Origin of the sequence: Streptomyces sp. NPDC090741 (genome assembly GCF_044769045.1) — a bacterium.
Lineage (GTDB): Bacteria > Actinomycetota > Actinomycetes > Streptomycetales > Streptomycetaceae > Streptomyces.
In genome coordinates, this window is record NZ_JBIVXF010000002.1 from 794606 (window position 1) to 820138 (window position 25533).

Below are 25533 nucleotides of genomic sequence, written 5' to 3' on the forward strand. Positions count from 1 at the left end.
GTCTCAACCGCGGGCGGCGAAGGCCTTCGTGAAGGCCAGCGGTTCCTGGACTATGGACGAGCACGTCGCGTCGGCGGAGTTCTTCGCGCCGCCCGGGCACTGCTTGTCACGGGCACCCGACCACATCGCCAGCCAGCCGAGGCCCTTGGCGCGGGCGAAGTCCACGAGCTGCTTGGCGTCGTCCACCTTGAAGATCTCGCTGGAGACGTCGTTGACCCCGATCATCGGTGTCACGGCCACCGCCTTCCACGCCGCCGCGTCGCTCAGGCCCAGTACGCCCTTGATCTGCGCCTGCGTCGCGGTGGCCGCCTGGATGGCGTAGCCGCCCATGTCGCCGCTGTACGCCGGGCCGTAGTCCATCGCCATGATGTTGACGGCGGACACCGTCACCCCGTTCCGCTTGGCATTGGCGATCAGGTCGACGCCCGGCTGCGTGAGCCCCTCCGGCATCACGGGCAGGGTGAACGAGACGTCGAGCCCGGGATGCGACTTCTGCAGCTGCGCGATGGCCTGCGCGCGCCGGGTGTTCGCCGCCGTGTCGGGCAGAGCCGCGCCCTCGATGTCGAAGTCCACCTTGGTCAGCCGGTAGGTGTCCACCACCTTGCCGTATGCGGCGGCGAGTTCGGCGGGGGAGGCGCACACCAGGCCCAGTTCGGAGCCGGACGCACCGCCGAACGACACCCGGACGTCCCCGCCCTTGGCCCGCAGGGCGGAGATCTGCGAGGCGACCCGGTCGTCCCCGAGGGCCGTGACCCCGCCCCACAGCGGGGAGCAGCCGCCGCCGGAGGTGATGAAGGCCAGGTTGAACTCCTTCACCCCCGTCTTGGCCGCCGTGTTCAGCAGGTCGAAGGCCGGGTAGAGCGAGGTGTCCACGTACGGCGCGAACCCGGCCGACGTGGTGCTGCCGCCGCCCGGGGGCACGGTCGGGGCCACGGTCGGGGTCGGCTTCGCCGTCGCCGTCGCCGTGGGTGCGGCCGTCGGCTCGGCGGTGGGCGAGGCGGAAGCCGTCGGCGCGGTGGTGGGCCGGCCACTCGGGCTGGGCGTCGGCCCGGTGGCCGGAGAGCACTTCTCCTTGTTGATGAGGCACCCCGTGGGACTGCCCGCGTTCCCGCTCGCGTTGGTCACGAACCCGACCGTGACGGAGGCGCCGGCCGCGAGCCCGGCCGTGTCCCACCGGGGCGGCTTGACCGTCACGTGCTGCCCGCTGACGGTGTGTTCGCCGTTCCAGAGGGAGGCGAGGGAGGTGCCGGCGGGCAGGTCGAATTCGAGGGTCCAGTCCTTGAGCGATCCGCCGCTGTGGTTGGTGACGACGTACTGCCCGGTGTAACCGGTGGTCCAGCTGCTCGCCTTGGTGAAGGTCGCGCCGACCGACGCTGCCTGTGCGGTACCGGTCAGCGCCAGGGCGGTGCCCCCGACGGCCGCCGCGACGGCCAGTGCCGCGGCCGCCTTCGTCTTGGCACTCGTCGTACGGCGATGGGAATGGCCAGCCATGAGGACCTGCCTCTGTGCTTGGGGGATGAGGTTCGAGCAGCACGCTAGCGGCCGCAAAACGGACGAATGTGCGGTTCGGGCGCCGCTCGCGCGTTCTTGAGGCCGCCTTAAGGAACGGATCGGGGAGGGTTAATGACCGCGGAGCGGTGGGCATGCCCCGCGATCAAGGAAGCCGACCGTCACCCCGGCCGTCGACGTAAGACTTTCGTCATCCGCAGATCCTGGCTCCCGGATCTCCCGCCGCATTGAATGTGGGGGAACGGAACGACGAAGAGGGGCTGGCATGACGGGGACGACGACGGGCGCGGTGTCGGGGACGGGCGTGGGGAGGCGTCGGCGCCGCCCGCTGCTGGCCGGAGTGCTGATCGCGGCGGCGCTGGTGCTGGGCGCCGGGCTGTACTGGGCCCAGCCGTGGAAGCTCTGGCAGAACTCCACGGTCAACGAGGCACTCCCCACCGCCTCCACCGCGCCGGCGCCCGGCTCCTCGCGGCCGGGAGCCGCCCCGGCGCCGGGACCGCAGACCATTGCCCAGGGCTCGCTGATCAGCCACGAGCACAGCACCACCGGCACGGTGAAGCTCATCAAGCTGCCCGACGGCTCGCGCACGCTGCGCCTCGAAAACCTCGACACCAGCAGCGGACCCGACCTGCGCGTGTGGCTGACCGACGCGCCGGTGAAGGAGGGCGCGGACGGCTGGTTCGTCTTCGACGACGGCAAGTACGTGAGCCTGGGCAAGCTCAAGGGCAACAAGGGCGATCAGAACTACGAGATCCCGGCCGATGTGAACCTCGCCGACTACTCCAGCGTCACCATCTGGTGCGACCGCTTCAACGTGTCCTTCGGCGCGGCCGCCCTCAGGGCCGCCTGAACGTACGGGCGAGCGCGGTGCCGATGCTGAACCGGTCGGCGATGCGGTCGAGAGTGGAGCCACCACTCGTCTGCCCGACGTGCCGTCACCCGGAGGGCGTGCGGCGGGCTTCAGGGTCGGGGGTATGAAGATCGCGCTCACCGCCCTCCTCGCGGCCGCCACGCTCACCCTGACGGGGGCCGCCCCCGCGCCCGCCCCCGCGTCCGTGACCGCGTCCGTGACCGCCGGATCCCGCGGAACCACCCGTACGGTCTCCGCCTGGCTGCCCTGGTGGAACATCGAGACCGGCTACCAGGACGCCCGGGCCCATGCCGACCAGCTCCACACGGTCAGCCCGTTCTGGTACGCCACCTCCTCCGCGACCGCCGTCAACGGCGAGACGGGCGCGGGGAACCGGCGGATCATCGACGGCCTGCACGCCAAGGGCATCAAGGTCGTCCCCACCGTCACCGAAAGCCTCGACGCCCCCGCGATGGCGGCCCTTCTGGGCGATCGGGCCCGCCGCGCCGCGCACGTGGACGCCCTGATGGCCGTCGCCGCGAGCCGCGGCTACGACGGACTCGACCTCGACTACGAGCGGATGACCGAGACCGAGGACGCGGCACTGCGCGAACGGGTCCGTACCGGCTACAACGCGCTGACCACCGAACTCTGCGCCCGCCTGCACGCCCTGGCCAAGCAGTGCGTGATCACGGTCATGCCCCGCACCCGCGACACGGGCCTGGCCTTCGACTACGCCCACCTGGGATCCGTCGCCGACCGCCTGCGCATCATGGGCTACAACCTGCACAACGCCCTGCAGGCACCGGGCCCGCTCTCCTCCCTGGCCTGGTACGAGGAGTTCCTCACCTACGCCACCGCCACCGCCAAGGTCTCCCGCGACAAGCTGGAGGTGGCCCTCCCCGCCTACGGCTGGAACTGGACGGTCGGCTCCACCGCCCGCGCGACACACGTCACCACCCAGGAGGCCGAGGCCCTGCGCCGCGCCGTGGGCGCGCCGTACACGTACGACACCGCCTCCGGAACCCCGCACTTCACGTACACGGACGACGCCGGCCGACGCCACGAGGTCTGGTACCAGGACGCCCGCGGCACGGCCGCCCACCTGGCCGTACTCACCCGCTTCGGAGTCCGCGCCCCCGGCCTCTGGGCCCTGGGCTTCGAGGCCCCCGACCTGTGGCCCACGCTGGCCGAGCGGTGATCCGCCCCCTGAGCCGGCGTCAGGCCTCCCGGATGAAACGGGTCAGGGCGGCCACGTAATCCTGGGGATGCGTCACATGCGGCATGTGACCGGCGCCGTCGAAGGTGGTGCGCCGGGCCTGCGGCAGGGCCTCGGCCAGCCGGTCGAGCACGGCCGCGAACCACCCCGGGCTCTCCGTCCCCCCACTGAGCATCACCGGCACGGTGCACGCGGAAAGCCCGTCGAGGTCCAGCGAGGCCCACTGCGGGTCGGACTGCTCGTCCAGCCAGGTCTGGGCGTGCGCCACGAATGCCTCCCGCATGTCCTGCGGCAGCCTGTCCCACATGCCGGACCCCATCGCGATCTCCTCCACGAACAGCCGGGCGCCCGGCCCGTCCTCGCCCTTGCGCAGGTGGTCCAGCACGGCGTCGACGGAGGTCATCGTCGGCTGCAGCTGCGCCAGCACCGCCGGGTCGTTCGCGACGACGCCGACGAGCGGCGGCTCGTGGGCGGTGATGCTCCGGAACAGCTCGGGCCGGCGCGCGGCCAGCCCCAGCACGACCGACGCCCCGAACGAGTTGCCGGCCACGTGGGCCGGGGCATCCCCCAGCCCCTCCATCAGCGCCGCCAGGTCGTCCTCGTCCTGCCGCCGCGTGCCCTGGCCCGGCGCCGAGTCGCTCCCGCCGTGCCCCCGGCGGTCGTACGCCACCACGGCGAAGCTCGCCTTCGCATCGGCGTCGATCGCGGGCTGCCAGACCCTGTGGTCGGTCCAGGATCCGTGCACCAGCACGAGGGGATCTCCCGTACCGGTCCTTTCGTAGAAGAGGTTCACACCGCCGGCGCGCACCTGTGCCATGTCGTGACTCCTCGGAGCGGGGGTATCCGTCGCAGGGTGTCTTAGCAGGCCCGGTCGCGCTTCCGCGCGCTGGCGCGCCGGTCGGAGGACCGGCGGCGCGCGGGCACAGGCGCAGGAGCGGGCGCAGAAGTGACGATCCGGTCTCGGATGCGGCGATCACCGTTGCTTCCGCCGCCGGCCGCCCGTTTGGCGGTCATGGAAGCAGCTTCTACGCGTCCAGTCGTGTCCCCGGAAGTTTCTTTCGCAGAGCTGAACGGCGCGTACTGGATCGACTCCGACTCCTCCCTCCACGGTACGGAGGAGTGCGCCCAGTGCGCCCTCCTGCGCGAGGCGACAGGTGGTGAGACCCCGGCCTTACGGGAGGACGCGGCGGCGGACGGCGCCTGCTGCGGCGGCATCGGCTGGGTGCTGACGACGGGACGGACCTTACTGGTGACCTGCGCGGCGATCACCGTCACCGCCGCGCTCGTCACCGTGGCACTGGGCTGATGGGTCCGGCGGTCCGCCGTCGCCGGTGGCTCGCGGTTGCGGGCGAGTTCGCTGAACCGCGGGTGCGCCGCGCCCTGTCCGTCGGCCCGCTCCGGACCTGCGGGCTTTCGGAGGACCGGTCCGTGCGCGTAGCGTGTTCGCATGACTACGACACCGGCTGAAGCGGGCGGGCCGAAGGTGCCGCCGTCCTCCCCGCCGCGTACGCCCGTCGAAGCGTCGCGAGACCGGCCCGTCGCGCGGCAGCCGGGTCGCCAGGCCGTGGACCGGGCCCGCCCGCGGATGGAGATCCGCAACCGGCAGACCGCGGGGCTGACGTTCCGCGCGGACCAGTGGGCCGCGAAGAAGGCCGGTGCCCAGGCGACGGCAACGGTCCGGGCCTGGGGGTACGCACACCTCGACGAGCCGGACCTGGACGCCGCCGTACGACGTCTCGTCCAGGCGGCGGTCGCCGACGGCGGGAAGCGGATCAGCGTCCACCTCGCCGACCAGGACCACCGCATCCTCGCCGTCGCGCTCAGCCACGTCGCCGGCGCCGCCCCCGGCGAGGACGCCGTACTCACCGAACTCGCCGCCCTGCGCACCGTCGTGAGCTGCGGCAGCGACGTTGCGCCCGACGGACGCCGGGTGTGGGCGCTGCTCGACGCCGCGCCGTGCACGTCCCGGGCACGGCCGTCGGGACCGGCCGCGGCCGGTCCCGACGCCGAGGGGTGAGGGCGGCTCAGGACGGGGCTGCCGCGGCCGGGTTCGGGCGGCCGGCCCTCGCCCGCCTCGATCCGGACGCGCGCCGCCCGCGGCGGCGGTGCAGCAGCGCGTCGAGGGAGAGGGCGGGGGCGCCCGCGAGGATCAGCGGGATCCAGGCCATCAGGTACACGAGGTCGTTGCCGTAGTAGTACGGGGTGGTCGGCCAGCTGACGGTCAGCCACAGGCTCAGGGAGATCAGGGCGCCGCCGAGAGCGGCGAACCGGGTCAGCAGCCCGGCCAGGGCGCCCAGTCCGACGGCCAGTTCCCCGAGGGCGATCGCGATGCCGAAGCCCACCGGGTCGTGCGAGGAGAGCTCGACCAGTCCCGGGAGGGCGGCGGAGTCCCGTACGGCGTCCATCTGCTGTCCGATCGAGCCGTCACCGGCGGCTGACAGGAACGCCGTGTCCGTCAGCTTGTCCAGCCCGGCGTAGACGAAGGTGATCCCGAGGAAGAGGCGCAGCGGCAGGAGTGCGTACTCGGCCGCTCGCGCGCGCAGGTCGGAGGATGTCGTAGTCACACCCTGCACACGCGGAAACGCGCGTCGCGGTTCGCTCGTATTCGGTTGCGGACGCGGTGAACCATGAGCCGCGTCCCCGCGTGTTCCTGCTGAGGCTGGGGTGGCAAGGGATGCTCCGGTCCGCTTCCGGTACGAGAAGGAGATACGGCAATGGGCGACACCACGCGTCGGCGCACGGTTCTCGCGGCGGGCGCCGCCACGCTGGCAGGCACCGTGCTGAGCGGCTGCGGCAGCGACGGCGGTACCGAGGCGGCAGCCGACAACGCAGCCGGTACCGCACCCGGTGACGTACAGGCCCAACCCTCGGCGGGCGCCGCGGCCGGCGGTGCCGGCGGCGGGGGGCAGGCACTCGCGCAGACGTCGGACATCCCGGTCGGCGGCGGCAAGGTGTTCAAGGACCAGAAGGTGGTGGTCACCCAGCCGATGGCCGGGCAGTTCAAGGCCTTCTCGGCGACCTGCACCCATCAGGGCTGCTCGGTGGCGACGGTGAAGGACGGGAACATCGTCTGCCCGTGCCACCAGAGCCTGTTCAAGATCTCGGACGGCACGGTCGCCGGCGGGCCCGCGACGCGGCCGCTGGCGGCGGCGAAGATAGCCGTGGAGGGCGACAAGATCTCCCTCGCCTGATCCGTCGAGTCCGCTGCCGGGCTCACCGAGCCCGGCAGCGGCGTCCGTCGGGCGACCTGGCGCCTTCGGGGGGACACTGGAGCCAGGGGGCCGATGCCGGACGAGCTGCGGCGAACGGAGGGCAGCCACGATGCTGGGAGACAGCAAGGGATTCAGCGGCTACTCGGTGGATGACATCGAAGGCGCCAAGGGCTTCTACGGCCAGACGCTCGGTTTGCGGGTGTCCGAGGACAACGGTCTGTTGACCCTGCACCTGGCAGGGGACACCGATGTGATGCTGTACCCGAAGGAGAACCACGAGCCCGCCACGTTCACGGTGTTGAACTTCCCGGTGGACGACATCGACCGGGCCGTCGACGAACTGGCCGCACGCGGTGTGTCGTTCGAGCGGTACGAGGCATTCGACCAGGACGCGAAGGGAATCGCCCGGGAGGCGCCCGGCCCCGCGATCGCCTGGTTCAAGGACCCGGCCGGAAACATCATCTCCGTCCTCCAGCCGAACGGGATGTAGCGGGACGCCACCGTCCGCCGAACCGGGGCCGGGGGCCCGACTGCCGGACGGTGGGTGGCCGCAGCCCGGAGGGGGTGGCTAGCCCCATGGTCGAGTCCTCGTCGTGCCGCGATGCTTGAAGCAGTTGAGGCGGACTTGAACGAGGAGGACGACATGCGGATCGTGGCAGCGGACGGCGTGACCGGAACGGCTCTGGCGGACGGCCGGATGAAGGTACGGACGGCAGAGCGCGGCGAGTTCCGCTGCAGCCCGGTGGGCTCGGCGATGTGGGTGGCCCTGCGGGTCAACGACGGGTTCCTGGAGCTGGCCGCGTCCTCCCTCGCCGATGCCTGGCAGACCGACGAGGGCAAGGTCCGTACGGCGATGAACGCCTGGGCCGAGCGCCTGATGGACGCGGGACTGCTCAAAGCCGCGGCGTGAACCCGGTCAGGCCAGGGCGGTCCCACCGTCCACGCTCACCACGGTGCCGGTGGCGTACGACTGCCGGAGCAGGTAGACGTACGCCTCGGCGACCTCCGCGACTTCGCCCACGCGTCCCAGCGGAAGGTTCGCTCCGGTCTGCTCGTACATCCGCTCCCGCTCGGCGGGTTCGATCCGTGACCAGAGCGGCGAGCGCACCACCCCCGCCGATACGGCGTTCACCCGGATCGGGGCGAGTTCCACGGCCAGGGCCCTGACCAGGGCCTCCACCGCGCCGCAGATACTCGCCGCGACGGCCCAGCCGGGTCCGGGCCGGCTGCTCGCGGTGCCGCTGGTGAGGACCACCGAGCCGCCCGGCCGCAGCAGGGGAGCGGCCGCCGCCACCGCGCCGAGGGCGCCGAAGTAGCGCAGGGCGAAGAACTCCCGCGCCGTATCGATGTCCAGCTCGTCGAGCCGCATCAGGGCGAGGGGCTCCCCGGCGGTGAACACCAGGTGGTCGAATGCGCCCACCCGCTCGAAGACCGCGCCGATCTGCGCGGGGTCGCGCAGGTCCGCCACTTCGGCCGACGTACCGGCCGGGAGGGCGGCAAGCGCGCGGGCGGCGCTGTCGGTGCTGCTCGATACGGTGACCACCTGGGCGCCCTGCCGGGCGGCCAGCGAGGCGGTGGCGAGTCCGATGCCTGACGTGCCGCCGAGGATGACGACACGGCGGCCGGAAAGTGAGGTGCTCATGGATGACCTTCTTGGTGCTGAGTACGGACGGGTGGAGCCTCCGGTGGCTCTTCCGATGCTGCCCCCTGTGCTGGGTCAGCGTCCAAGACCTGTCCGGCCTGCTGTCATACCCTCCGGGTATCAGCGTGTAGGTCAGGGCCGGACGGACTTCTCGGGTATAACGACGGGGTGGACGTCGACCTGAGGAAGCTCCGGTACTTCGTGGCCGTGGCCGAGGAACTGCACTTCGGGCGCGCCGCGGAGCGGCTGCACATCGCACAGCCGGTGCTGTCGCGGCAGATCCGGGCCCTGGAGAAGGAGCTGCGGGCGCAGCTGTTGCGCCGGGACCGCAGGGCCACGGAGCTGACCGCTGCGGGCAGCCGACTCCTGGAGGACGCGCCGGCCCTGCTGGCCGCGGCCGAGGCGGTGCGTCGGCGCGTGGCGCAGGCGGCGGTCGGGCAACTCCGTTTCACGGTGGGGTTCATGCCGGGTGTCACCGTCACCGCGGCCGTACGAGCCATGGCGGCGCGCCATCCCGACCTCGCCGTGGACGTGGTCCGCACCTCCTGGGACGAGCAGACCCGGGTGGTGCTCGACGGCCGGGTGGACGTGTGCTTCGTCCGCATGCCCGTCGACCGGCGGGGCCTGCGGCTGCGACCGCTGTTCGCGGAACCGAGGGTCGCGGTGCTCCCGGCCGACCACCGTTTGGCGGGCAAGGCGTCCGTCGGCATCGCCGAACTCGCCGCGGAACAACTGCTGCAGGACCCGGACGCGGTGCCCGAGTGGCGGGACCTGCCGGAGCGCCTCGCCGAGCAGCGGCATTCACGCCCGCGCCTGGTGGCGAACACGGTCGAGGAGAAACTGGAATACGTGGCCGCGGGGGAGGGGATCCTGGTCCTGCCTGTGTCGGTCGTGACCTTCTACACCCGCCCCGACGTGGTCCACGTACCGATCGAGGGCATCGCGGACAGCCAGGTCTGCCTCGCCTGGAGCGCGGGCCGTTCATCGCAACTCGTCCGGGATTTCGTCGAATCGGCCGCGGCCGCCCTCGCCGGGTGAAAGGGCTCGCAGCGGTCCTTGGTGATCCAGTACGGTCCGGGGCATGTTCATAGTCACCGTTACGTACACGGCGCCGCTCGAAGACGTAGAACCCTGGAGGCCGGCCCACGGCGACTGGCTGAAGCAGCAGATCTCGCGCCAGTCGCTCCTGGTGGCCGGGCGGCAGAAGTCACTCGCCGGTGGCGTGTATCTCGCCCCCCGGATGCCCGCCGAGGAACTCGACCGCCTTCTCGCCACCGACCCCTATGTCGTCAACGGCGTCGCCCACCACACCGTGACCGAGTTCACCCCGCACCTGGTCGTACCCGGCCTGGAGGCCCTCACGTCCTACGAGTGAGCCGCGGCACACGTCGGTTGACATGCCGTCCGGCCGTGCCGGACTCCTTACGGATCGGTGTCGCCCGCCGTCGGTACGCACAGCACCGGCACCGGCGACAGGTGCAGCAGCTTGTGCGGCGTGGAGCCCAGCAGGGCGCCGCGGATGGGGCTGTCGCCCCAGCTGCCGACGATGATGACCCGCGCCCGGTGGCGTTCCGCGGCGTCGAGCAGGGCCTGGGCCGGTTTCTCGTCGACCACCTCGACCGTCGACGGGACGCCGGCCTCGTCGGCGGCCTCGACGGCGCGGGCCAGGGCGCTGCGCCCCGCCTGGCGGACGGCTTCCCGGTGGGCCCGGTGCTCCTCGCCTACAGCGCCGGGCGCGGCGGCTCCGTAGACGAGGACGAGCGGCTCGCCGAAGGCGGTGGCGACCTCGAGGGCCACGTGCAGGGCCCGCTCCGCGCCGGGCGACTCGTCGTACCCCAGGACCACGGACATCAGGGACTCCCCTTGCCGTGGACGAGTGCCGGGTCGACCACGCCACGCCGCTCCAGCCAGAACCTGCCGTCATGTACCCGCCAGAAGCACATGATCAGCACGCCGACCACGGCGATCCCGATCCCGATCACCAGCGGCGGGCCGAGACCGAACCAGGAGACCCCGCTGGCCGAGTTCTCCGGATTCGACATGTCGCTGATCGACTCCTCCAGCAGCCATGCCAGCAGACCCGCCCCGACCACCGGCCCGAGGCCGATGAACAGGAAGTTGTGCAGGTTCTCCAGCAGGTGGCGGCGGTAGTAGACGGCGCAGGCCACCCCGGTCAGCGCGTAGTAGAAGGCGATGAGCAGGGAAAGCGCGGTCAGCGAGTCCAGGAGGGCGTTCTCGCTGATCTGGTTGACGGCGAGGTACCAGGCGATGGCGATGGCGGCGACCCACCAGGTACTCACGTCCGGGGTCCGGAACCGCGGGTGGATGTGCGCGAGCGGCGGCGGCAGCGCGTGCCGGCGGGCCATGGACAGGGCGGTACGGGAGGCCGGGATGATCGTGGTCTGGGTCGAGGCCAGGGCGGACGTGCAGACGGCGAGGAGCACGACCCAGTCCCAGCCGCCCATCACCTCGTGCGCGAGCACGGCGAAGATGGCCTCCTCCTCGCCCGCGTTCGCGGCGAGGAACGCGGTTCCGGCGTATGAGACGACGGCGAAGCCGACGGCCAGGTAGGTCACCAGGAGCACCACGGTCGACCAGATTCCCGCCTTGCCCGGCGCGGTGGCGGAGTCCTTCACCTCCTCGGTGAGGTTCACCGCCGACTCCCAGCCCCAGTAGATGAACACGCCGAGCAGCAGCCCGCCGGTGAGGGCGGCGCCGCCGGCACCGAAGGGGTTGAGCCAGGAGAGGGAGGGTTCGATGGAGTCGAGGGTGCTGGTGCCGGCGTACACGCGGTAGAAGGCGACCACCGCGAAGGCCAGGAGGAAGAACACCTGGGCGAGGATGAGGACGTCCTGGAGGTGGGCCGACAGCTCGGTGCCGATGACACAGATCGCGGTCATGGCGAGGATCACCACGACGGCGAGGGTCTGGCGGATCACCGGGTTCGCGGCCCAGCTGTCGAGGCCGGCGGCGAGCAGGCCGAATTGGACGGCGACGTCGGCCAGCGAGCCGATGACCAGGACGCCGGTCATCGTGATCGCCCAGCCGCCGAGCCAGCCGGCCCAGGGGCCCATGGCCCGCGTCACCCACGAGAACGTCGTCCCGCAGTCCTGGTCGACCTTGTTGAGGTAGTAGAAGGCGGCGGCGATCAGCAGCATCGGGACGAACGACGCCAGCATCACACCCGGCGCGTAGATCCCGACCAGCGCCACGATCGGCCCGATGACGGCGGCCAGCGAATAGGCGGGCGACGTGGAGTTGAGGCCGATGACGAGCGCGTCGAGGAACCCGATCGCGTTGTGTTTGAGCTCCGCGTTCGGGATCTCCGCGCCCGCTGCGCCGCCGGCACTGTCCTGGGCCATGTACGCATCGTCACGCACCCGGCGGCGGCGCGCGAGGCGCGTGGTCTGTCCGGGGGCCCGGCCGGGGAGGGCCTCTTGCGCGTCCACCGCCGAGCGGCTTTGGTGACCGGGGCGCGCCGGGGCACCGGGGCGGGCGGGCGAGCACCGGAAGGCGGCAGGCGGACGGATGACGGACACCCTCCAGACCGGCACGGAGGAGAGCGAGAACGGCCTCCCGCGCAAGGCGAGCTGGCGCCACATCGGACCCGGCATCGTCGTCGCCGCGACCGGCGTGGGCGCCGGAGACCTCGTGGCCACGCTCATCGCGGGCAGCAAATTCGGCTACACCCTGTTGTGGGCGGCGGTGATCGGCTGCCTGGTGAAGATCTCCCTCGCGGAGGCCGCCGGCCGCTGGCACCTCGCCACCGGACGCACGCTCTTCGACGGCTGGCGCAGCCTCGGCTCCTGGACCACGGTCTACTTCGCCGGGTACGTCGTCGTCTGGGGCTTCGTCTACGGCGCCGCCGCGATGTCCTCCAGTGCCCTCCCGCTCGCCGCCCTCTTCCCGGACACGATGGACCTCAAGGCCTGGGCCGTGCTGTGCGGGCTGGTGGGCCTGGTCTTCGTCTGGTTCAACCGGTACGCCGTCTTCGAGAAGGTCATGACCGTCCTGGTCGGCGTCATGTTCCTGGTCACCGTGTACCTCGCGATCCGGGTCACGCCGCACCTCGGCGCCGCCCTCGCCGGCCTCGCGCCCGTCCTCCCGGACGGTTCGCTGATCTACACGCTCGGCCTCATCGGCGGTGTCGGCGGCACGATCACGCTCGCCGCGTACGGCTACTGGGTCAACGCCAAGGGCTGGACGAACGCGGGCTGGATGAAGGTGATGCGCCTCGACAACCGGGTCGCGTACGTCACCACCGGAATCTTCGTCGTGGCCATGCTCTTCGTCGGCGCCGAGCTGCTGCACTCCTCCGGGGTGGCGATCGCGAAGGGTGACCGCGGGCTGCTCGGCCTCACCGACATCCTGGAGGACCGCTACGGAACAGCGACGGCCAAGCTCTTCCTGGTCGGTTTCTTCGCCACGTCCTTCACCTCCCTGATCGGGGTGTGGCACGGGGTGAGCCTGATGTTCGCCGACTTCGTGACGAAGTACCGCCCCTCCCTGGCCCCGGCCGGCACGAGCCGCGAGAAGTCCCTCCCCTTCCGGGCCTACCTGCTCTGGCTCACCTTTCCGCCCATCAGCCTGCTCTTCCTCGACCAGCCGTTCGGGCTCGTCATCGTGTACGGGGTCATCGGCGCGTTCTTCATGCCGTTCCTGGCCCTGACCCTGCTGTGGCTGCTCAACAGCTCACGCACACCGGCCGACTGGCGCAACGGGCTGCTGAGCAACGTGATGCTGGCCGCCGCCGGACTGCTGTTCGTGGTGCTGTGCGTACAGCAGGTACGGGAGCTGCCCTGGTAGCGGGCGGGCCGGGGTGATCAGAGGTGCGGCCCGGCCAGCCCGTCGCCGAGCGGGCTGCGCCGGTACAGCACCTGCCGTCCGTCACGGGCCCGCGACACCAGGCCCGTGGCGTGCAGGACGCGCAGGTGCTGGGACACGGCACTCGGGGTGACCCGGAAACGGCGGCGGCCGGCGCCCGGTTCCACAGCGTCGCCACTCCGCGGCTGGGGTACACCAGCGTCGGCGGCTCCTCCGGGCTGACCGGGGGCGCGGGTTTGTGCGCGAACACGGACGGTACGAGCAGCAGCCCGCGACCGGATGCGGCGACGCGGTGCCTGCCGATCATCTGGCCGATGTGCAGCACGCCGTCCTGCCACCGCAGGTTCGGATGTATGCCGGCGAACAGCAGCCGGGCGCCGCCCATGGCCAACTGCCGTGCCCGGTAAGTCATGTCGGCTTCCCGCCACCCTGCCCGCCGTCGCGAGCCGGGCGGGGTTCCGGACCAGGTGGGCGGGCAGTGGAACGGCCCGGAACCCCAGTAGGGGATCCGGGCCGCGGGTGACGGTGGATCAGTTCGTCTGGTAGACGCCGAAGATGTCGACGACCAGGTCGATGTCGTCCCAGCCGCGGTTCCAGACGTCGACGATGCCGTTGTTGCCCGTGCCCGCCTGGACCAGGTTCGGGACGGTCTCGCCCCGCTTCCAGTTCAGGTTGGACGAGTTGGGCGGCGTCGGCCAGGTCGCCCAGCCGTTGTCGTAGGCGGACAGCGAGTTCGGGTCCGGGGACACCGTGAGGTAGCCCTCGCCCCGGGTGTTGGTGACCGTGGTGTTCAGCACGTACGCCGTGTTCTGCGGGCGCGAGCTGGACAGCGGCATGTAGATGTAGCCCTGGCCGCCCATCGGGCCGTACACCGAGTCAGCCGGGTCGCGGGTGTCGAGGATGCGCTCCGGCAGGAACGGCAGGTAGGCGCCCTGGCTGTCCTTGCTGTAGTAGCCGACCACGTCGACGATGACGTCGGTGCCCTTCCAGGCGCCGTTGCGGATCTTGATCGAGCCGTCGGCGCCGACCGGCACGATGACCGAGTTGGCGACGGTCTGGCCACCGCGGAAGTTCAGGTTGGAGGTGGTCGGAGCCGACCCGCCGCTCGGGTAGACGGTCAGGTGGCCGTCCTCGCGCGGGTTGGTGACGGTCACGTTCAGCGCGACGGCCGTGGCGTTGTACGGAATGCCGTTCCGGCCGGTGATCTGGACCCCGGTGGTGCCCTGGCCGGCGACCTGTCCCTGGCCCTCGCGGGTGTCGAGGAAGCGGGTGGGGTTCAGCGGGGTGTAGCCGCTGGAGGAGGTGCGGGTGAAGTAGCCGGTGATGTCGGCGATGAGGTCGACCGGCTCCCAGCCGCCGTTGTAGAGGTCGACGTAGCCGTTCTTGTTGACCGGCACGATCACCAGGTTCGGGACGGTCTGGCCGGCCGAGAAGTTGACGTTCGACGTGGTCGGACGGTCGCTGCCCTCGGGGAAGACGGTGACGTGGCCGCCGCTGGTGGTGTTGGTGGCGGTGACGTTGAGGACCACGGCCGTGACACCGGCGGGGATCGAGCCGTTCCCGGAGATCTTGACGCGGGTGGTGGCGTACGGGGCGACCTTGCCCTGCGGCGCGCCCGTGCCGTTGCGCGTGTCCAGCAGGCGGGTGGGCGCGTACGGGGTGAAGTCGGAACCCGGCGTCACGATGTCGAGCTCGTTGGTGCCGCGCACGCCCGAGCCGTCGGACAGGGTGACCTTGATCGTGTACGCGCCGATCTCCGCGTAGGAGTGTGCCTCGGTCGAGTTGGTCGGCCCGTTGGCACCGAAAGTGACGCTGGTGCCGTCCCCCCAGGCGACGTTGACCGAGAGCGCGGTGCCCGGGTCGCTCGTGACGGCGAGGTCCAGGCTGATGCCGCGCGCGCTGGTCCCCTTGGCGGTCAGGCCGACCGTCGGCTCCGCGGCGGCGCTGGCCTCAGCCTGCGCGGAGGCACCGGCCTTGCCGTTGCCCTTGGCCGCGGACGAGGTGTGGACCGTACGCTCGGCAGGGCTCTTCACGGTGGTGAAGTTCGACGCCGCGACCTTGTTCAGGTCCACGTCGGGCACGGAGACCCCGTGCGCGCCCGCGGCGCCGGACTTGCCGGGATCCGCCTGGGCCACGCCCGGTATGAGACCCACGCTGGCTGCCACGACGGCAGCGGACATTACGAGTCGGCGATTGCGCACCGGCCCCCCCATTGTCGGTAAACGCTTGAACAGGTTCGAAAGCGTGCTCAGATTACACAGCCGCAGGGCGTTGACGAGCGGGTCCCCCCTGGGATCGCCACCCGCCGTCTGCCGCTGGAAGAGCGCCTTGAGATGCTCGCCGCGATCACTCGGAAAATCAAGGAATTAACGTCACGGGGCTCCTGTCGGAGCGTCTCCCCGGGCCAGCGGATCGGTGACGCCGCCGGGGGAGGCGAGGCGCTCGACGTCCCAGCCGTCCAGGGCGGCCGCGGACCGGTACAGGGAGCCGAAGAAATCGAGGACGGTCTGCCGGGGATGCGCTCCGGCGCGGACATCGTCGTAGTCCAGCGTGGCCAGGCGGCCGGTGCCCCGCTCGGCCCAGTGCGCGGCCGCCGGCCGCAGCGGCTGTTCGGCCAGGCCCGCCGGCTCCGGCGCGGCGTACGCGTAGAAGGCCGGCCGCGGGTAGTCGTCGTCGCCGAACCAGAAGCCGCAGCTGATGACCTCGCGCGAATAGGCTTCCCGGGTCACCGGGTCGACGTCGGGCCCCAGCTCGACGGAGCGGTCGGAGAACCGGGTGACCGCGATGTCGTACGAGTGCCAGAACAGGTGCACCGGGCTGACCTTCCCGGAGAAACCGGAAGCGAACTCCTCCAGCACCAGGTTGATCTGGCTGAGCACCCGCCAGTGCCGGTTGACCCAGAAGGGGTCGTAGGAGGCGTGCTCCGTGTCCTCGGCGAACGGCCGGTGCGCGTCGGGCAGGGTGTACGGATGGGGGTGCGCGAGGATCACCGCCACGCCGATCCGGCCCAGAGCGTCGAGCGTCTCGCGGTAGAAGGACGCCACCGACTGCCCGAGGAGCGGGAACGAGGTGGTCGAGCCGTCGAGACAGGACACGGTCAACCAGTGGTCGACGAAATCGAAGTCGATCGTGAAGACCGGATCGCCGTCGATCCCGCCCATCGGACGGGTCGTGATACCCCGCCCCGTGATATGGAACGGGACATTCCACCAGTGGTTGCGCCGTACGCTGCTCGCCAGCCGGATCTTGCCGACGATCTGCACGAACCGGTGCAGTGTCTCCTTGGAATCTCGCCACTCCGACAGCGGAATTGCCGGGAACAGGTCCACCGGACTCCCCCAGCTCGTTGCGCCACGCCTCACGGCTCGTACACCGACATCTTGACCCCACCGGGCCTGCGCTCAGGGCGCGACCTGCGGACGGCGGACGAACCGTCAGCCATGCGCTCGGGCCGGAGGTGCCGGGGCGGCCGGGGCGAGGAGGGCCAGGATGGCGGCGGAGGCGTCGAGCAGGGCCCGGGAACGCGCCGCGATGCCCGCCTCCCGGGCCGCCGGCGCCGACTCGACGGTGTCCCACCGGAGCCCGCTCCGCAGCTCGGGCAGCAAGATACGGAGCGGATCGATCTGGTACCCGGCGCTGCGCGGCTGGTGGACGATCCGGGCATCAGGGGCCATCCGGGCGACGCGTCGTCGCGACCCGACCGGCCGGACGCGTTCCGCGTCGACGTCGCCGCCGGCAGGGAGGCGTTCGTCCGCTGGACGGGCCGCACGCCGCAGGGCCCGGCCGGCGAAGAGGATCCCGGCGTCGCCCGACACGGTCATGGCGCACCCCGTCTACGGCTCCGCCGGCTGGCTCGCCGTGGGCAATCCCGGCCTGCGGACGGATGGGACCCTCTGTGAACTGCTGCGCCACGCCCACCGCCTGGCACGGGCGCGCCACGAGCGGCGCCGGGGTCGCTGCCCCCGAAAGCGCGTCCGGGCCGGTGCGGTCAGCCGTTGAGACGGCTGCCGACCGACCCGGACGTCACGATCAGAACGATCGCAACGATCAGACGAGGTCGAACCGGTCCAGGTCCATGACCTTGCCCCACGCGGCGACGAAGTCCTTCACGAACTTCTCCTTCGCGTCATCGCTCGCGTAGACCTCCGCGAGCGCGCGCAGCTCGGAGTTCGACCCGAAGACGAGGTCGGCCCGGGTCCCGGTCCACTTCACCTCGCCCGTGGTGACGTCGCGGCCCTCGAAGGTGTTCGCGTCCTGGGCCGTGGCCTTCCAGGTCGTGCCGAGGTCGAGCAGGTTGGCGAAGAAGTCGTTCGTCAGGGACTCGGGGGTCGCGGTGAACACGCCGTACGAGGACTGCTGGTGGTTCGCGCCCAGGACGCGGAGCCCGCCGACGAGGACCGTCAGCTCGGGGGCGCTCAGCGTCAGCAGGTTCGCCCGGTCGACCAGCAGGTACTCGGCCGGCAGCCGGTTTCCCTTCCCGAGGTAGTTGCGGAAGCCGTCGGCGACCGGCTCCAGCGCGGCGAACGACTCCACGTCCGTCTGCTCCTGGGAGGCGTCCGCGCGGCCCGGGGTGAAGGGGACCTCGACGTCGAAGCCGGCGTTCTTGGCGGCCTGTTCGACGGCCGCGCCGCCGGCGAGGACGATCAGGTCGGCGATCGAGACCTGCTTGCCGCCGCTCCGCGCCGAGTTGAAGGACTCCCGGATTGCCTCCAGCGTACGGAGCACCGTCGCGAGCTGGTCGGGGTTGTTGACCTCCCAGCCGGCCTGCGGCTGCAGGCGGATGCGCGCACCGTTGGCGCCGCCGCGCTTGTCGCTGCCGCGGAAGGACGAGGCCGACGCCCACGCGACGGAGACGAGCTCGGAGACCGACAGGCCCGAGGCGAGCACCTGGCTCTTCAGCGAGGCGATGTCGTCGGCGTCGACGAGCGCGTGCGTCACGGCGGGGAGCGGGTCCTGCCACAGGAGCGTCTCGGACGGGACCTCCGGGCCGAGGTAGCGCACGATCGGGCCCATGTCGCGGTGGGTCAGCTTGAACCACGCGCGGGCGAACGCGTCCGCGAACTCGGCGGGGTTGTCCAGGAAGCGCCGCGAGATCTGCTCGTAGGCCGGGTCCACGCGGAGCGAGAGGTCGGTCGTCAGCATCGTCGGCGCGTGCGTCTTCGACGCGTCGTGGGCGTCGGGGACGGTGCCCGCTCCGGCGCCGTCCTTCGGCCGCCACTGGTTCGCACCGGCGGGGCTCTCGAACAGCTCCCACTCGTACCCGAAGAGGATCTGGAAGAAGCTGTTGTCCCAGGCGGTCGGGGTGTCCGTCCAGATGCCCTCAAGGCCACTGGTGATCGCGTCGGCGCCCTTGCCGGTGCCGAAGCTGTTGCTCCAGCCGAGACCCTGCAGCTCCATCGGAGCGCCCTCGGGGTCGGCGCCGACGTTCTCCGCCGGTCCCGCGCCGTGGGTCTTGCCGAACGTGTGCCCACCCGCGATCAGGGCGACGGTCTCCTCGTCGTTCATCGCCATCCGGCGGAACGTCTCGCGGATGTCGCGGGCCGCGGCGAGCGGGTCGGGGTTGCCGTTCGGGCCCTCGGGGTTGACGTAGATGAGGCCCATCTGGACCGCACCGAGCGGGCTCTCCAGCTCACGGTCGCCGGTGTAGCGCTCGTCGTCGAGCCAGGTGGTCTCGGGGCCCCAGTACACGTCCTCGTCGGGCTCCCAGACGTCCGCACGGCCGCCGGCGAAGCCGAACGTCTCGAAGCCCATCGACTCCAGGGCGACGTTGCCGGTGAGGATCATGAGGTCGGCCCACGAGATGCTCCGGCCGTACTTCTTCTTGACCGGCCACAGCAGTCGGCGGGCCTTGTCGAGGTTTCCGTTGTCCGGCCAGCTGTTGAGGGGGGCGAAGCGCTGCTGACCGGCACCGGCGCCGCCGCGGCCGTCGCTGATCCGGTACGTGCCGGCGCTGTGCCACGCCATACGGATCATGAACGGGCCGTAGTGGCCGAAGTCGGCGGGCCACCAGTCCTGCGAGGTCGTCAGCACCTCGGCTATGTCCCGCTTCACCGCGGGGAGGTCGAGGGTCTTGAAGGCCTCGGCGTAGTCGAACTCCTCGCCCATGGGGTTGGCCACGGCGGGGTTCTTGGCGAGGATCTTGAGGTTGAGCCGCTCGGGCCACCACTGGCGGTTGCCGCCGCCCTGAGTCGGGTGCGCGGCGCGCTCGTGCGCGACGGGACACCCGCCTGCGGCCTCCGTCTTCGCGTCTACGGCGTTTGCATCATGGTTCTCAGACATGGGAATCCTTCCAAACCGGGCGGATCACGCTGCTAAGGAAAGGGGGCTGCGGAAGCGTCGTACGGGCGTGGCTGCGGTGAGGGTTGGCTACCGACCGAACCGATCCTACGATGGACGCAATCCAAGTCAAGAAGAGCACCAGTTGCATATCTGATAGGGATCCGGACACCTTCCTGAACTCCGGGCATCCCGCCTGACCTGATTGGGTGAACCGATATGAGTGACCTGCTGGGACGACTGCGAGAGCGCGGCTGGCGCCTGACCTCCCAGCGGCGCGTCGTTGCGGAGGTACTCGACGGGGAGCACGTGCACCTCACGGCCGACGAGGTGCATGCCCGCGCGGTGGAGCGGCTGCCCGAGATCTCGCGGGCGACCGTCTACAACGCCCTGGGCGAGCTGGTCACCCTCGGGGAGGTTGTCGAGCTGTCCACGGACGGCCGGGCCAAGCGCTACGACCCCAACGCCCGCCACCCGCACCACCACCTGGTCTGCTCCCGCTGCGGCACGATCCGCGATGTCCACCCGACGGGCGACCTGATGACGGGCCTCCCGGCGGAGGAACGGTTCGGCTTCACGGTGTCGAAGGTCGAGGTCACCTACCGCGGCCTGTGCCCGTCATGCGCTGACCAGGCCGCTTGACGCAGGTCCGGTCCCGGTTCGACGGCTCTGCCTACTCCTCCTGGCTGGGCCGCGAGATCGACCCTCCGTCCCCCGACGGCGCCGACCCGGTGGGGCAGGGCCTCGTACGGCGCTACCTGGCCGCGTACGGCCCTGCCGCCTCGGCCGACCTGCGCGCCTGGTGCGGCCTCGCCGGTCTGCCGGCCGCGGTGGCCGCCGTACGCGAGGAGCTGGTCGTTTTCCGGGACGAGCGGGGCCGGGAACTGCTGGACCTCCCCGACGCGCCGCGCCCCGACCCCGACACACCCGCCCCCGTGCGCTTCCTGCCGGCGTTCGACAACGCGATCCTCGGCTACCACGACCGCAGCCGGATCATCGACGACGCCCACCGCGGCCTGTCGGTGGCCGGCGAGCACGTCGTCCTGGTGGACGGCAGGGTCGCCGCGACCTGGAACGTCCAGGACGACACCGTGACGGTCACCCCGCTGCGCCGCCTTTCCGACGCGGACCGCACCAGCGTCGCCGAAGAGGGACGGGAGCTGGCGTCGTTCCTCTCCGACAACGAAGGCGGCCGCGTACGGATCGCCCGTACGTGACGTCAGGCAGTCGGGCGGTCAGGCGGTCAGGCCGTCTGGCGGAAGGAGCGGACGGCGGGCGACTTGGCCAGGGCCCGGGACATCCGCACCAGACCCGACGGGCTGCTCGGCGAGGTGAGGACCGCGCTCGCGGCCTGCGGCCCGGCGTCTTCCGGCGTGCTCCGCGCGCGGCCCCAGAGGACGACGGCCGTCGCCAGAGCGACCGCGTCGGCCACGGCGGCGGCCTCGTCGGCCGGACGGCCCGCCTCCAGTTCCTCCCGCAGCGCCCTCTCCCGTACCCCGGCGCGCAGGTACGGGCTGACCGCGAGGATCCCGTCGTGGATGTCCGACTCACGCTGCGTCAACCGGATCTCGATGGGCGTACACGGTCCGCCGGCCAGCGTGATGCTGTGCCGTGTCGCCCCCTGCAGCTCCCGCGACAACGGGCGCAGCTGGGAGTACCGGCGCCACATGCCCCACTGGCTCATGACGTGCTGGGAGACCAGCGGCAGGACGAACCCGGTAGCGATCAGGAGCGCGGACACGGAGGCGAGGGCCGGTGCGGCCTCCGTGCTGAGGACGTCCCAGTCGGCGTCCGCCCAGCGAGCGCCGATCGCGCTGAACTTCGCGACGTCGTAGAGGAGGTTCAGCACGTACCCGAAGGCGATCAGCCCCAGCCCCCCGCGCAGCGCACCGCGGACCTGGCGCGCCCACCGCCGGCACAGGAGCGTCATGGTGACCGCCGCCGTGGTGTGCGCCGCGAGGTAGAGGAGGATCATCTCCCGGATGTACGGGGTGCACGCGTAGTACGTGTCCAGATCGCGCAGGCGCTCGACGGGAGCCTCGCCGAGCGCGAAGAGGATGTTGATGGCCGCGATCACCCCGAGGGTCACGAGGTTGCACGAACGGGACCACCGGCGGGTCCGCTCCGCGTCCTGCGGGCCGCTGCTCCAGCGGAAGATGAGCACGATGTTGGCCCCGGAGAAGGCCGTGAGCAGTGAGAACACCAGCGGTGCGGCGGCGTTCGGGACTCCCGTCAACCTGTTGACCGCGACGAGGGTGGGAATCGCCGTGAAGCCGAACACGGCGGTGGCCAGTACGAGGAGGACCAGGACGGACCGCAGGAGTTCGTCGCGGGGGTTGCGCCACAGCGCGGGGAGCTTGAGCCCCGCTGCCGCGAGCAGCAGGGCTCCGGGCAGGTAGAAGCCCAGTCCGTTCGAGTCGTTCACGCCGTGCCCTGCTGTTGGTGCTGGTGTTCTTCGTGCATGGTCGGGCTCAGCGACCGGGAATGTCGAGATGCCGGTACAGGGCTTCGTGTCCTTCGGCGGTGGGGTGGACACCGTCGACGAGCAGCTCGGTCCTCCCGCGCAGCGGCTCCCACATGTCGAGGAAGTCGACGTGGTGTTCTTCGCACCAGGACCGCATCGCCTCGCGCAGCTCCAGTACGCGCGCCTCCGTGAAGCGCAGGCCCTCGTAGTCGCCGGTGCGCGCTTCGTCGATCCACGTGGGTCCCACGACGACGAGTCGGGCATTGTGGCCCAGGGCCGTGGCGGCCAGCGGGCCGAGGCGGTCCGCGACGTACGCCGGCCCGTCGTACGGAGCGCGCGGAGCGTGTGGGGCGTGCGCGGCGTGCGGGGAAGCGAGCGGCACGGCGGAGTCGTTGATGCCCGCGGCGACGAGGAGCGTGTCGGGCAGGCGGGGAGCCAGCAGTGCGGGCGTCTGCTCGCTGACGTCGGTGAGGAAGCTGCCCGGTACGGCCAGGTTGAAGACGCGGTGCGCGGCTTCGTTCCCCGCGATGTGGGCGGCCGCGAGGTGGCCCGTCCACCCTCCCCGCGGGTCACAGCGTCCGTACGCGATGCTGTCGCCCACGATGACGATCCGCTGGGCCGGGCGCAGCGGATCCGCGTCGAGGTAGGCCCAGGCGCTCTCCCCGGAGGTGAGGACCACCCGTCGGCGGGCGTAGTCGTCGACTTCGTACGCATCGGCCGCGGCCAGGTCCTGGTCGGTGAGATGCAGGACGGCGCCATCTACGGCGGAACCCGGGGCCCGCTCCAGGATCAGGTGTACGTCGAGCCCGCTGGCGGCGATCACGGCCGGGTCGGTGATCGGGAGGGGCCGGGTGGTGTAGCCGGCCAGCGACGCCGCAGACGTGGGCACGGCCCGCCCGAAGAGAGCGGTCTGTACCCGCTCGTCCCTCAGGGTGCCGAAGGAGAACAGGGTGTGGGGGCGTGATTCGGACACTGGGAGCCGCGTGGCCTTTCTTGAAATGATTGATCAACTCACCCTAACGGCCGCCCCCGGCCACCCGAACCGGGGACCCCACGCCGTCGGCAGTACCGGGGCGATCGCCTTCACAGCGGCGAGGGAGCACCGCCTGGTGTCCTTACTCCGGTCCCGCCCCACTACGTTGGGGGCATGAGTGACAGGACTCCGCTGGGAGAGTTTCTGAGGGCGCGGCGCGAGGGGCTCAAGCCGCACGAGGCGGGTTTGCCCGCGCACGGTCGGCGGCGGGTGCCGGGACTGCGGCGGGAGGAAGTCGCACTGCTCGCCGGCGTGAGCTCCGACTACTACATGCGGCTGGAACAAGGCCGCGAGACCAGTCCGTCGCCGCAGGTCATCGACGCGATCGCCGCCGCCCTGCGGCTCGACGACGAGGCGCACGACCACCTGCGCCGACTGCCCCGGGCCCCGTACCTGCGCGGCGGCACGCCCGTCGATGGCCAGGACCGGGTCAGCCCGCAGCTCCGACGGCTGCTCGACAGCTGGCCCGACACCCCCGCCTTCGTCCTGGGGCCGGCCCTGGACGTCCTGGCGCACAACACCCTCGCCGCCGCCGTGCACAGCGGGTTCCGGCGCTTCGACAACCTGGCCCGCATGGTCTTCCTCGACCCGGCCGGGCGCGACTTCCACCGGGACTGGGCTCGGGCCGCGCACTCCTGCGTATCCGAGATCCGCGCCGCCTACGGACACGACCCCGACTCCCCGCGGATCACCGAGGTCGTCGAGACGCTCCGTGCGCAGAGTCCGGAATTCGCCGAACTGTGGTCACGGCACGAGGTGAACGGCAAGACCCGGCAGGAAAAGCTCCTCGTGCACCCGGAAGCCGGAGCCCTGGAGCTCCAGTTCTCCGCGTTCACCGTGAACGATGCCCCGCACCAGCAGCTGGTCGTCTACCAGGCCGAGCCGGCCAGTGCCACCGCGGCTGCCCTCGCGGAACTCCTTTCCCGCAGCTGAGCCCGCGGATCGTGGGTGGGTGTGCGACACCTGGGATGACGGCGGCCTGGTTGGGCGTCCGGACCAGGGCGAGGCTGGTCCCGCGGCCCCGGGCGTTTGCCCGGCCGCGACCCCCGCCCTGTCCGGCGTACGGAAAGAAGATCCCCATGGCCGTCCACGACACCACCAGCGGCGCCGTCCTCGCGCAGATCCGGCGCCGCCCCGCCGAGCGGCGGCGCATCCTGTTCACCGGCGCGACCCTCGTCACCATGGATCCCGTCCTCGGCGTCATCGACCGCGGCGAACTCCTCGTCGAGGGCGACACGATCGCTGCCGTCGGCCGCGGCCTGAACGTCGAAGACGCCGTCGTCATCGACTGCGCCGGCGCGATCCTCAGCCCCGGTTTCGTCGACACCCACCGGCACGCCTGGCAGGCCCCGCTGCGCCGGATCATGCCCGACGTCGACGACCTGGGCGGCTACGTCATGTCCACCCTGGCCGGCCACGCCACCGTCTACCGGCCCGAGGACATGTACGTCGGCACCCGGCTGGCCGCCCTCACCGCGATCGACGGCGGCATCACCACGATGCTCGACTTCTCCCACAACTCCCGCAGCCGCGAGCACTCCGATGCCGCGGTCCGCGGCCTCCTCGACACCGGAATCCGCGGCGTACACGCCTCCATGGGCCCGCACTTCGGCACCTGGGACCGGCAGTGGCCAGGAGACCTGACCCGCCTCAAGGACACGTACTTCAGCAGCGACGACCAACTGCTGACCCTGCGCCTGGCGACCCTGGCCACCGACGAGATCGCCGGTCCCGCGCTCGCCTACGGACCCGAACTCGCACGCATCGCCCAGGACCTGGGCATCGGCGTGAGCGTGGACGCCGTCTTCGGCACGGCATCCTCCGAGGCCGTGCTTGGCTGGGCCAAGGACGGCATCCTCAGCCCCGACGTCACCCTCATCCACTCCACCGGACTGACCCCCGAGGCCTGGACGGCCATGGGGGAGACCGGCACCACCGTGGCGCTCGCCCCCACCTCCGACGCCCAGATCGGTCTGGAGACCGCGATCCCCGCCGTCGACGAAGCCCTGTCCGTCGGCATCCGCCCGGGCCTCAGCATCGACGTCGAAGTCGCCCTCGCCGGAGACATGTTCACCCAGATGCGGACCCTGCACGCCATCCAACGGATGCGAGCCGTCAATGCCGCCTACGGGACCGATCAGCAGCCCTCCCGCATCACCACCCACGACGTCCTGGACTTCGCCACCCTCCAGGGCGCCCGCACCAACGGACTCGCCGGCGTCACCGGCTCACTCACCCCGGGCAAGAAGGCGGACCTGCTGGTCATCCAGGCCGAGGACCTCAACAACATGCCGCTCAACGACCCGATCGGCACCGTCGTGCTGGGATCCGACGCGCGCAACATCAGCGCCGTCCTGGTCAGCGGCGAACCCCGCAAGTGGAACGGGCAGGTCCTGGACGTGGACCTGCCGGCACTGCGCCGTGATGTCCATGCTTCGCGCGACTACGTGCTGAGTACCCCCGCACCGGGGTCCCGTTCGTGACCAATGGCTGCCCTCTGCGCC

The 25533-nt window shown here is 71.3% G+C and carries 26 protein-coding genes and 2 pseudogenes; 15 read left to right on the top strand and 13 right to left on the bottom strand.

The window, feature by feature from the left end:
- Positions 1-3: 3 nt before the first annotated feature.
- On the bottom strand, positions 4-1491 hold the full coding sequence (locus ACIQU4_RS08750; protein WP_403727426.1) for a cellulose binding domain-containing protein: 1488 nt from the start codon (positions 1489-1491) through the stop codon (positions 4-6).
- 283 nt (positions 1492-1774) lie between these two features.
- On the opposite strand from ACIQU4_RS08750, the gene ACIQU4_RS08755 reads away from it, so the two are divergent.
- Both ACIQU4_RS08755 and ACIQU4_RS08760 read left to right on the top strand, forming a co-directional pair.
- Positions 1775-2359, top strand: a complete 585-nt coding sequence (locus ACIQU4_RS08755; protein WP_403727428.1) for a DM13 domain-containing protein — start codon at positions 1775-1777, stop codon at positions 2357-2359.
- Positions 2360-2483: 124 nt separating this feature from the next.
- A complete protein-coding gene (locus ACIQU4_RS08760) occupies positions 2484-3560 on the top strand; it encodes a glycosyl hydrolase family 18 protein (RefSeq protein ID WP_403727430.1) in 1077 nt (358 codons plus the stop codon).
- Positions 3561-3579: 19 nt separating this feature from the next.
- Here the strand turns inward: ACIQU4_RS08760 and ACIQU4_RS08765 are convergent, their stop codons facing one another.
- Entirely contained in the window at positions 3580-4395 is an 816-nt protein-coding gene (locus tag ACIQU4_RS08765) for an alpha/beta fold hydrolase (RefSeq protein ID WP_403727432.1), read from the bottom strand.
- Positions 4396-4617: 222 nt separating this feature from the next.
- Between ACIQU4_RS08765 and ACIQU4_RS08770 the strand changes: the two genes are divergently transcribed.
- Together ACIQU4_RS08770 and ACIQU4_RS08775 are read left to right on the top strand one after the other, a co-directional pair.
- Positions 4618-4884 (top strand): hypothetical protein, encoded by a 267-nt coding sequence (locus tag ACIQU4_RS08770; protein WP_403727433.1) that lies wholly within the window; start codon positions 4618-4620, stop codon positions 4882-4884.
- A gap of 141 nt (positions 4885-5025) precedes the next feature.
- Positions 5026-5595 (top strand): hypothetical protein, encoded by a 570-nt coding sequence (locus tag ACIQU4_RS08775; protein WP_403727435.1) that lies wholly within the window; start codon positions 5026-5028, stop codon positions 5593-5595.
- A 7-nt stretch (positions 5596-5602) separates the two neighbouring features.
- Here ACIQU4_RS08775 and ACIQU4_RS08780 read toward each other — a convergent pair whose 3' ends face one another.
- Positions 5603-6142, bottom strand: a complete 540-nt coding sequence (locus ACIQU4_RS08780) for a DoxX family protein (protein WP_403727436.1) — start codon at positions 6140-6142, stop codon at positions 5603-5605.
- 150 nt (positions 6143-6292) lie between these two features.
- Between ACIQU4_RS08780 and ACIQU4_RS08785 the strand changes: the two genes are divergently transcribed.
- The 3 genes from ACIQU4_RS08785 (at position 6293) to ACIQU4_RS08795 (ending at position 7700) form a co-directional block, all read left to right on the top strand.
- Positions 6293-6769 (top strand): Rieske (2Fe-2S) protein, encoded by a 477-nt coding sequence (locus ACIQU4_RS08785; protein WP_403727438.1) that lies wholly within the window; start codon positions 6293-6295, stop codon positions 6767-6769.
- Between the two features lie 130 nt (positions 6770-6899).
- Complete coding sequence (locus ACIQU4_RS08790; RefSeq protein ID WP_403727440.1) at positions 6900-7280, top strand: VOC family protein; 381 nt, start codon at positions 6900-6902, stop codon at positions 7278-7280.
- A gap of 111 nt (positions 7281-7391) precedes the next feature.
- Positions 7392-7700, top strand: coding sequence for a PqqD family protein (locus ACIQU4_RS08795; protein ID WP_403727442.1), 309 nt, complete (start codon positions 7392-7394; stop codon positions 7698-7700).
- A gap of 6 nt (positions 7701-7706) precedes the next feature.
- Here ACIQU4_RS08795 and ACIQU4_RS08800 read toward each other — a convergent pair whose 3' ends face one another.
- Positions 7707-8432, bottom strand: coding sequence for an SDR family oxidoreductase (locus tag ACIQU4_RS08800; RefSeq protein ID WP_403727444.1), 726 nt, complete (start codon positions 8430-8432; stop codon positions 7707-7709).
- Positions 8433-8600: 168 nt separating this feature from the next.
- On the opposite strand from ACIQU4_RS08800, the gene ACIQU4_RS08805 reads away from it, so the two are divergent.
- Together ACIQU4_RS08805 and ACIQU4_RS08810 are read left to right on the top strand one after the other, a co-directional pair.
- Positions 8601-9470: a LysR substrate-binding domain-containing protein gene (locus ACIQU4_RS08805; RefSeq protein WP_403727446.1), complete on the top strand. Its 870-nt coding sequence runs from the start codon at positions 8601-8603 to the stop codon at positions 9468-9470.
- A 43-nt stretch (positions 9471-9513) separates the two neighbouring features.
- Complete coding sequence (locus ACIQU4_RS08810) at positions 9514-9807, top strand: YciI family protein (RefSeq protein WP_403727448.1); 294 nt, start codon at positions 9514-9516, stop codon at positions 9805-9807.
- A gap of 47 nt (positions 9808-9854) precedes the next feature.
- Here ACIQU4_RS08810 and ACIQU4_RS08815 read toward each other — a convergent pair whose 3' ends face one another.
- Positions 9855-10283 carry a universal stress protein gene (locus ACIQU4_RS08815; RefSeq protein ID WP_403727450.1) on the bottom strand — a complete coding sequence of 143 codons (429 nt, stop codon included), beginning with the start codon at positions 10281-10283 and terminating at the stop codon, positions 9855-9857.
- Positions 10283-11794, bottom strand: coding sequence for an APC family permease (locus tag ACIQU4_RS08820; RefSeq protein WP_403727452.1), 1512 nt, complete (start codon positions 11792-11794; stop codon positions 10283-10285). Before ACIQU4_RS08820 ends, ACIQU4_RS08815 begins: the two co-directional genes overlap by 1 nt.
- A gap of 166 nt (positions 11795-11960) precedes the next feature.
- On the opposite strand from ACIQU4_RS08820, the gene ACIQU4_RS08825 reads away from it, so the two are divergent.
- Positions 11961-13238 carry an Nramp family divalent metal transporter gene (locus ACIQU4_RS08825; RefSeq protein WP_403727453.1) on the top strand — a complete coding sequence of 426 codons (1278 nt, stop codon included), beginning with the start codon at positions 11961-11963 and terminating at the stop codon, positions 13236-13238.
- A gap of 17 nt (positions 13239-13255) precedes the next feature.
- On the opposite strand, the pseudogene ACIQU4_RS08830 reads toward ACIQU4_RS08825, so the two are convergent.
- The 4 genes and pseudogenes from ACIQU4_RS08830 to ACIQU4_RS08845 all read right to left on the bottom strand — a co-directional run.
- Positions 13256-13677, bottom strand: a pseudogene (locus ACIQU4_RS08830) (ArsR/SmtB family transcription factor); the annotation flags it as partial.
- A gap of 109 nt (positions 13678-13786) precedes the next feature.
- Positions 13787-15421, bottom strand: a complete 1635-nt coding sequence (locus ACIQU4_RS08835; protein ID WP_403727455.1) for a hypothetical protein — start codon at positions 15419-15421, stop codon at positions 13787-13789.
- A gap of 207 nt (positions 15422-15628) precedes the next feature.
- On the bottom strand, positions 15629-16585 hold the full coding sequence (locus ACIQU4_RS08840; RefSeq protein WP_403727456.1) for a DUF5996 family protein: 957 nt from the start codon (positions 16583-16585) through the stop codon (positions 15629-15631).
- 105 nt (positions 16586-16690) lie between these two features.
- Positions 16691-17077, bottom strand: a complete 387-nt coding sequence (locus ACIQU4_RS08845; protein WP_403727458.1) for a hypothetical protein — start codon at positions 17075-17077, stop codon at positions 16691-16693.
- Here ACIQU4_RS08845 and ACIQU4_RS08850 point away from each other — a divergent pair.
- Positions 17076-17255 (top strand): DUF6194 family protein, encoded by a 180-nt coding sequence (locus ACIQU4_RS08850; protein WP_403727460.1) that lies wholly within the window; start codon positions 17076-17078, stop codon positions 17253-17255. The two genes, ACIQU4_RS08845 and ACIQU4_RS08850, sit on opposite strands and share 2 nt — an antisense overlap.
- 48 nt (positions 17256-17303) lie before the next feature.
- Here the strand turns inward: ACIQU4_RS08850 and katG are convergent, their stop codons facing one another.
- A complete protein-coding gene (katG, locus tag ACIQU4_RS08855) occupies positions 17304-19535 on the bottom strand; it encodes a catalase/peroxidase HPI (RefSeq protein WP_403727462.1) in 2232 nt (743 codons plus the stop codon).
- Positions 19536-19751: 216 nt separating this feature from the next.
- Between katG and ACIQU4_RS08860 the strand changes: the two genes are divergently transcribed.
- Entirely contained in the window at positions 19752-20174 is a 423-nt protein-coding gene (locus ACIQU4_RS08860; protein ID WP_403727463.1) for a Fur family transcriptional regulator, read from the top strand.
- A gap of 32 nt (positions 20175-20206) precedes the next feature.
- Positions 20207-20749: pseudogene (locus ACIQU4_RS08865) on the top strand (DNA glycosylase AlkZ-like family protein); the annotation flags it as partial.
- 26 nt (positions 20750-20775) lie between these two features.
- On the opposite strand, the gene ACIQU4_RS08870 reads toward ACIQU4_RS08865, so the two are convergent.
- Both ACIQU4_RS08870 and ACIQU4_RS08875 read right to left on the bottom strand, forming a co-directional pair.
- Positions 20776-21957, bottom strand: a complete 1182-nt coding sequence (locus tag ACIQU4_RS08870) for an MAB_1171c family putative transporter (RefSeq protein WP_403727465.1) — start codon at positions 21955-21957, stop codon at positions 20776-20778.
- A gap of 46 nt (positions 21958-22003) precedes the next feature.
- Positions 22004-22969 (bottom strand): GDSL-type esterase/lipase family protein, encoded by a 966-nt coding sequence (locus ACIQU4_RS08875; protein ID WP_403727467.1) that lies wholly within the window; start codon positions 22967-22969, stop codon positions 22004-22006.
- A 174-nt stretch (positions 22970-23143) separates the two neighbouring features.
- Here ACIQU4_RS08875 and ACIQU4_RS08880 point away from each other — a divergent pair, with 174 nt between their 5' ends.
- Complete coding sequence (locus ACIQU4_RS08880; RefSeq protein ID WP_403727469.1) at positions 23144-23962, top strand: helix-turn-helix transcriptional regulator; 819 nt, start codon at positions 23144-23146, stop codon at positions 23960-23962.
- A gap of 146 nt (positions 23963-24108) precedes the next feature.
- Positions 24109-25512: an amidohydrolase family protein gene (locus ACIQU4_RS08885; RefSeq protein ID WP_403727471.1), complete on the top strand. Its 1404-nt coding sequence runs from the start codon at positions 24109-24111 to the stop codon at positions 25510-25512.
- Positions 25513-25533: the final 21 nt, after the last annotated feature.

Excerpts from the sequence above, each read along its gene's own strand:
- ACIQU4_RS08750 (WP_403727426.1), bottom strand. The coding sequence starts at position 1,491 with ATGGCTGGCCATTCCCATCGCCGTACGACGAGTGCCAAGACGAAGGCG.
- ACIQU4_RS08755 (WP_403727428.1), top strand. The coding sequence starts at position 1,775 with ATGACGGGGACGACGACGGGCGCGGTGTCGGGGACGGGCGTGGGGAGG.
- ACIQU4_RS08760 (WP_403727430.1), top strand. The coding sequence starts at position 2,484 with ATGAAGATCGCGCTCACCGCCCTCCTCGCGGCCGCCACGCTCACCCTG.
- ACIQU4_RS08765 (WP_403727432.1), bottom strand. The coding sequence starts at position 4,395 with ATGGCACAGGTGCGCGCCGGCGGTGTGAACCTCTTCTACGAAAGGACC.
- ACIQU4_RS08775 (WP_403727435.1), top strand. The coding sequence starts at position 5,026 with ATGACTACGACACCGGCTGAAGCGGGCGGGCCGAAGGTGCCGCCGTCC.
- ACIQU4_RS08785 (WP_403727438.1), top strand. The coding sequence starts at position 6,293 with ATGGGCGACACCACGCGTCGGCGCACGGTTCTCGCGGCGGGCGCCGCC.
- ACIQU4_RS08790 (WP_403727440.1), top strand. The coding sequence starts at position 6,900 with ATGCTGGGAGACAGCAAGGGATTCAGCGGCTACTCGGTGGATGACATC.
- ACIQU4_RS08795 (WP_403727442.1), top strand. The coding sequence starts at position 7,392 with ATGCTTGAAGCAGTTGAGGCGGACTTGAACGAGGAGGACGACATGCGG.
- ACIQU4_RS08800 (WP_403727444.1), bottom strand. The coding sequence starts at position 8,432 with ATGAGCACCTCACTTTCCGGCCGCCGTGTCGTCATCCTCGGCGGCACG.
- ACIQU4_RS08810 (WP_403727448.1), top strand. The coding sequence starts at position 9,514 with ATGTTCATAGTCACCGTTACGTACACGGCGCCGCTCGAAGACGTAGAA.
- ACIQU4_RS08815 (WP_403727450.1), bottom strand. The coding sequence starts at position 10,283 with ATGTCCGTGGTCCTGGGGTACGACGAGTCGCCCGGCGCGGAGCGGGCC.
- ACIQU4_RS08820 (WP_403727452.1), bottom strand. The coding sequence starts at position 11,794 with ATGGCCCAGGACAGTGCCGGCGGCGCAGCGGGCGCGGAGATCCCGAAC.
- ACIQU4_RS08825 (WP_403727453.1), top strand. The coding sequence starts at position 11,961 with ATGACGGACACCCTCCAGACCGGCACGGAGGAGAGCGAGAACGGCCTC.
- ACIQU4_RS08850 (WP_403727460.1), top strand. The coding sequence starts at position 17,076 with ATGGCGCACCCCGTCTACGGCTCCGCCGGCTGGCTCGCCGTGGGCAAT.
- ACIQU4_RS08845 (WP_403727458.1), bottom strand. The coding sequence starts at position 17,077 with ATGACCGTGTCGGGCGACGCCGGGATCCTCTTCGCCGGCCGGGCCCTG.
- katG (WP_403727462.1), bottom strand. The coding sequence starts at position 19,535 with ATGTCTGAGAACCATGATGCAAACGCCGTAGACGCGAAGACGGAGGCC.
- ACIQU4_RS08860 (WP_403727463.1), top strand. The coding sequence starts at position 19,752 with ATGAGTGACCTGCTGGGACGACTGCGAGAGCGCGGCTGGCGCCTGACC.
- ACIQU4_RS08880 (WP_403727469.1), top strand. The coding sequence starts at position 23,144 with ATGAGTGACAGGACTCCGCTGGGAGAGTTTCTGAGGGCGCGGCGCGAG.
- ACIQU4_RS08885 (WP_403727471.1), top strand. The coding sequence starts at position 24,109 with ATGGCCGTCCACGACACCACCAGCGGCGCCGTCCTCGCGCAGATCCGG.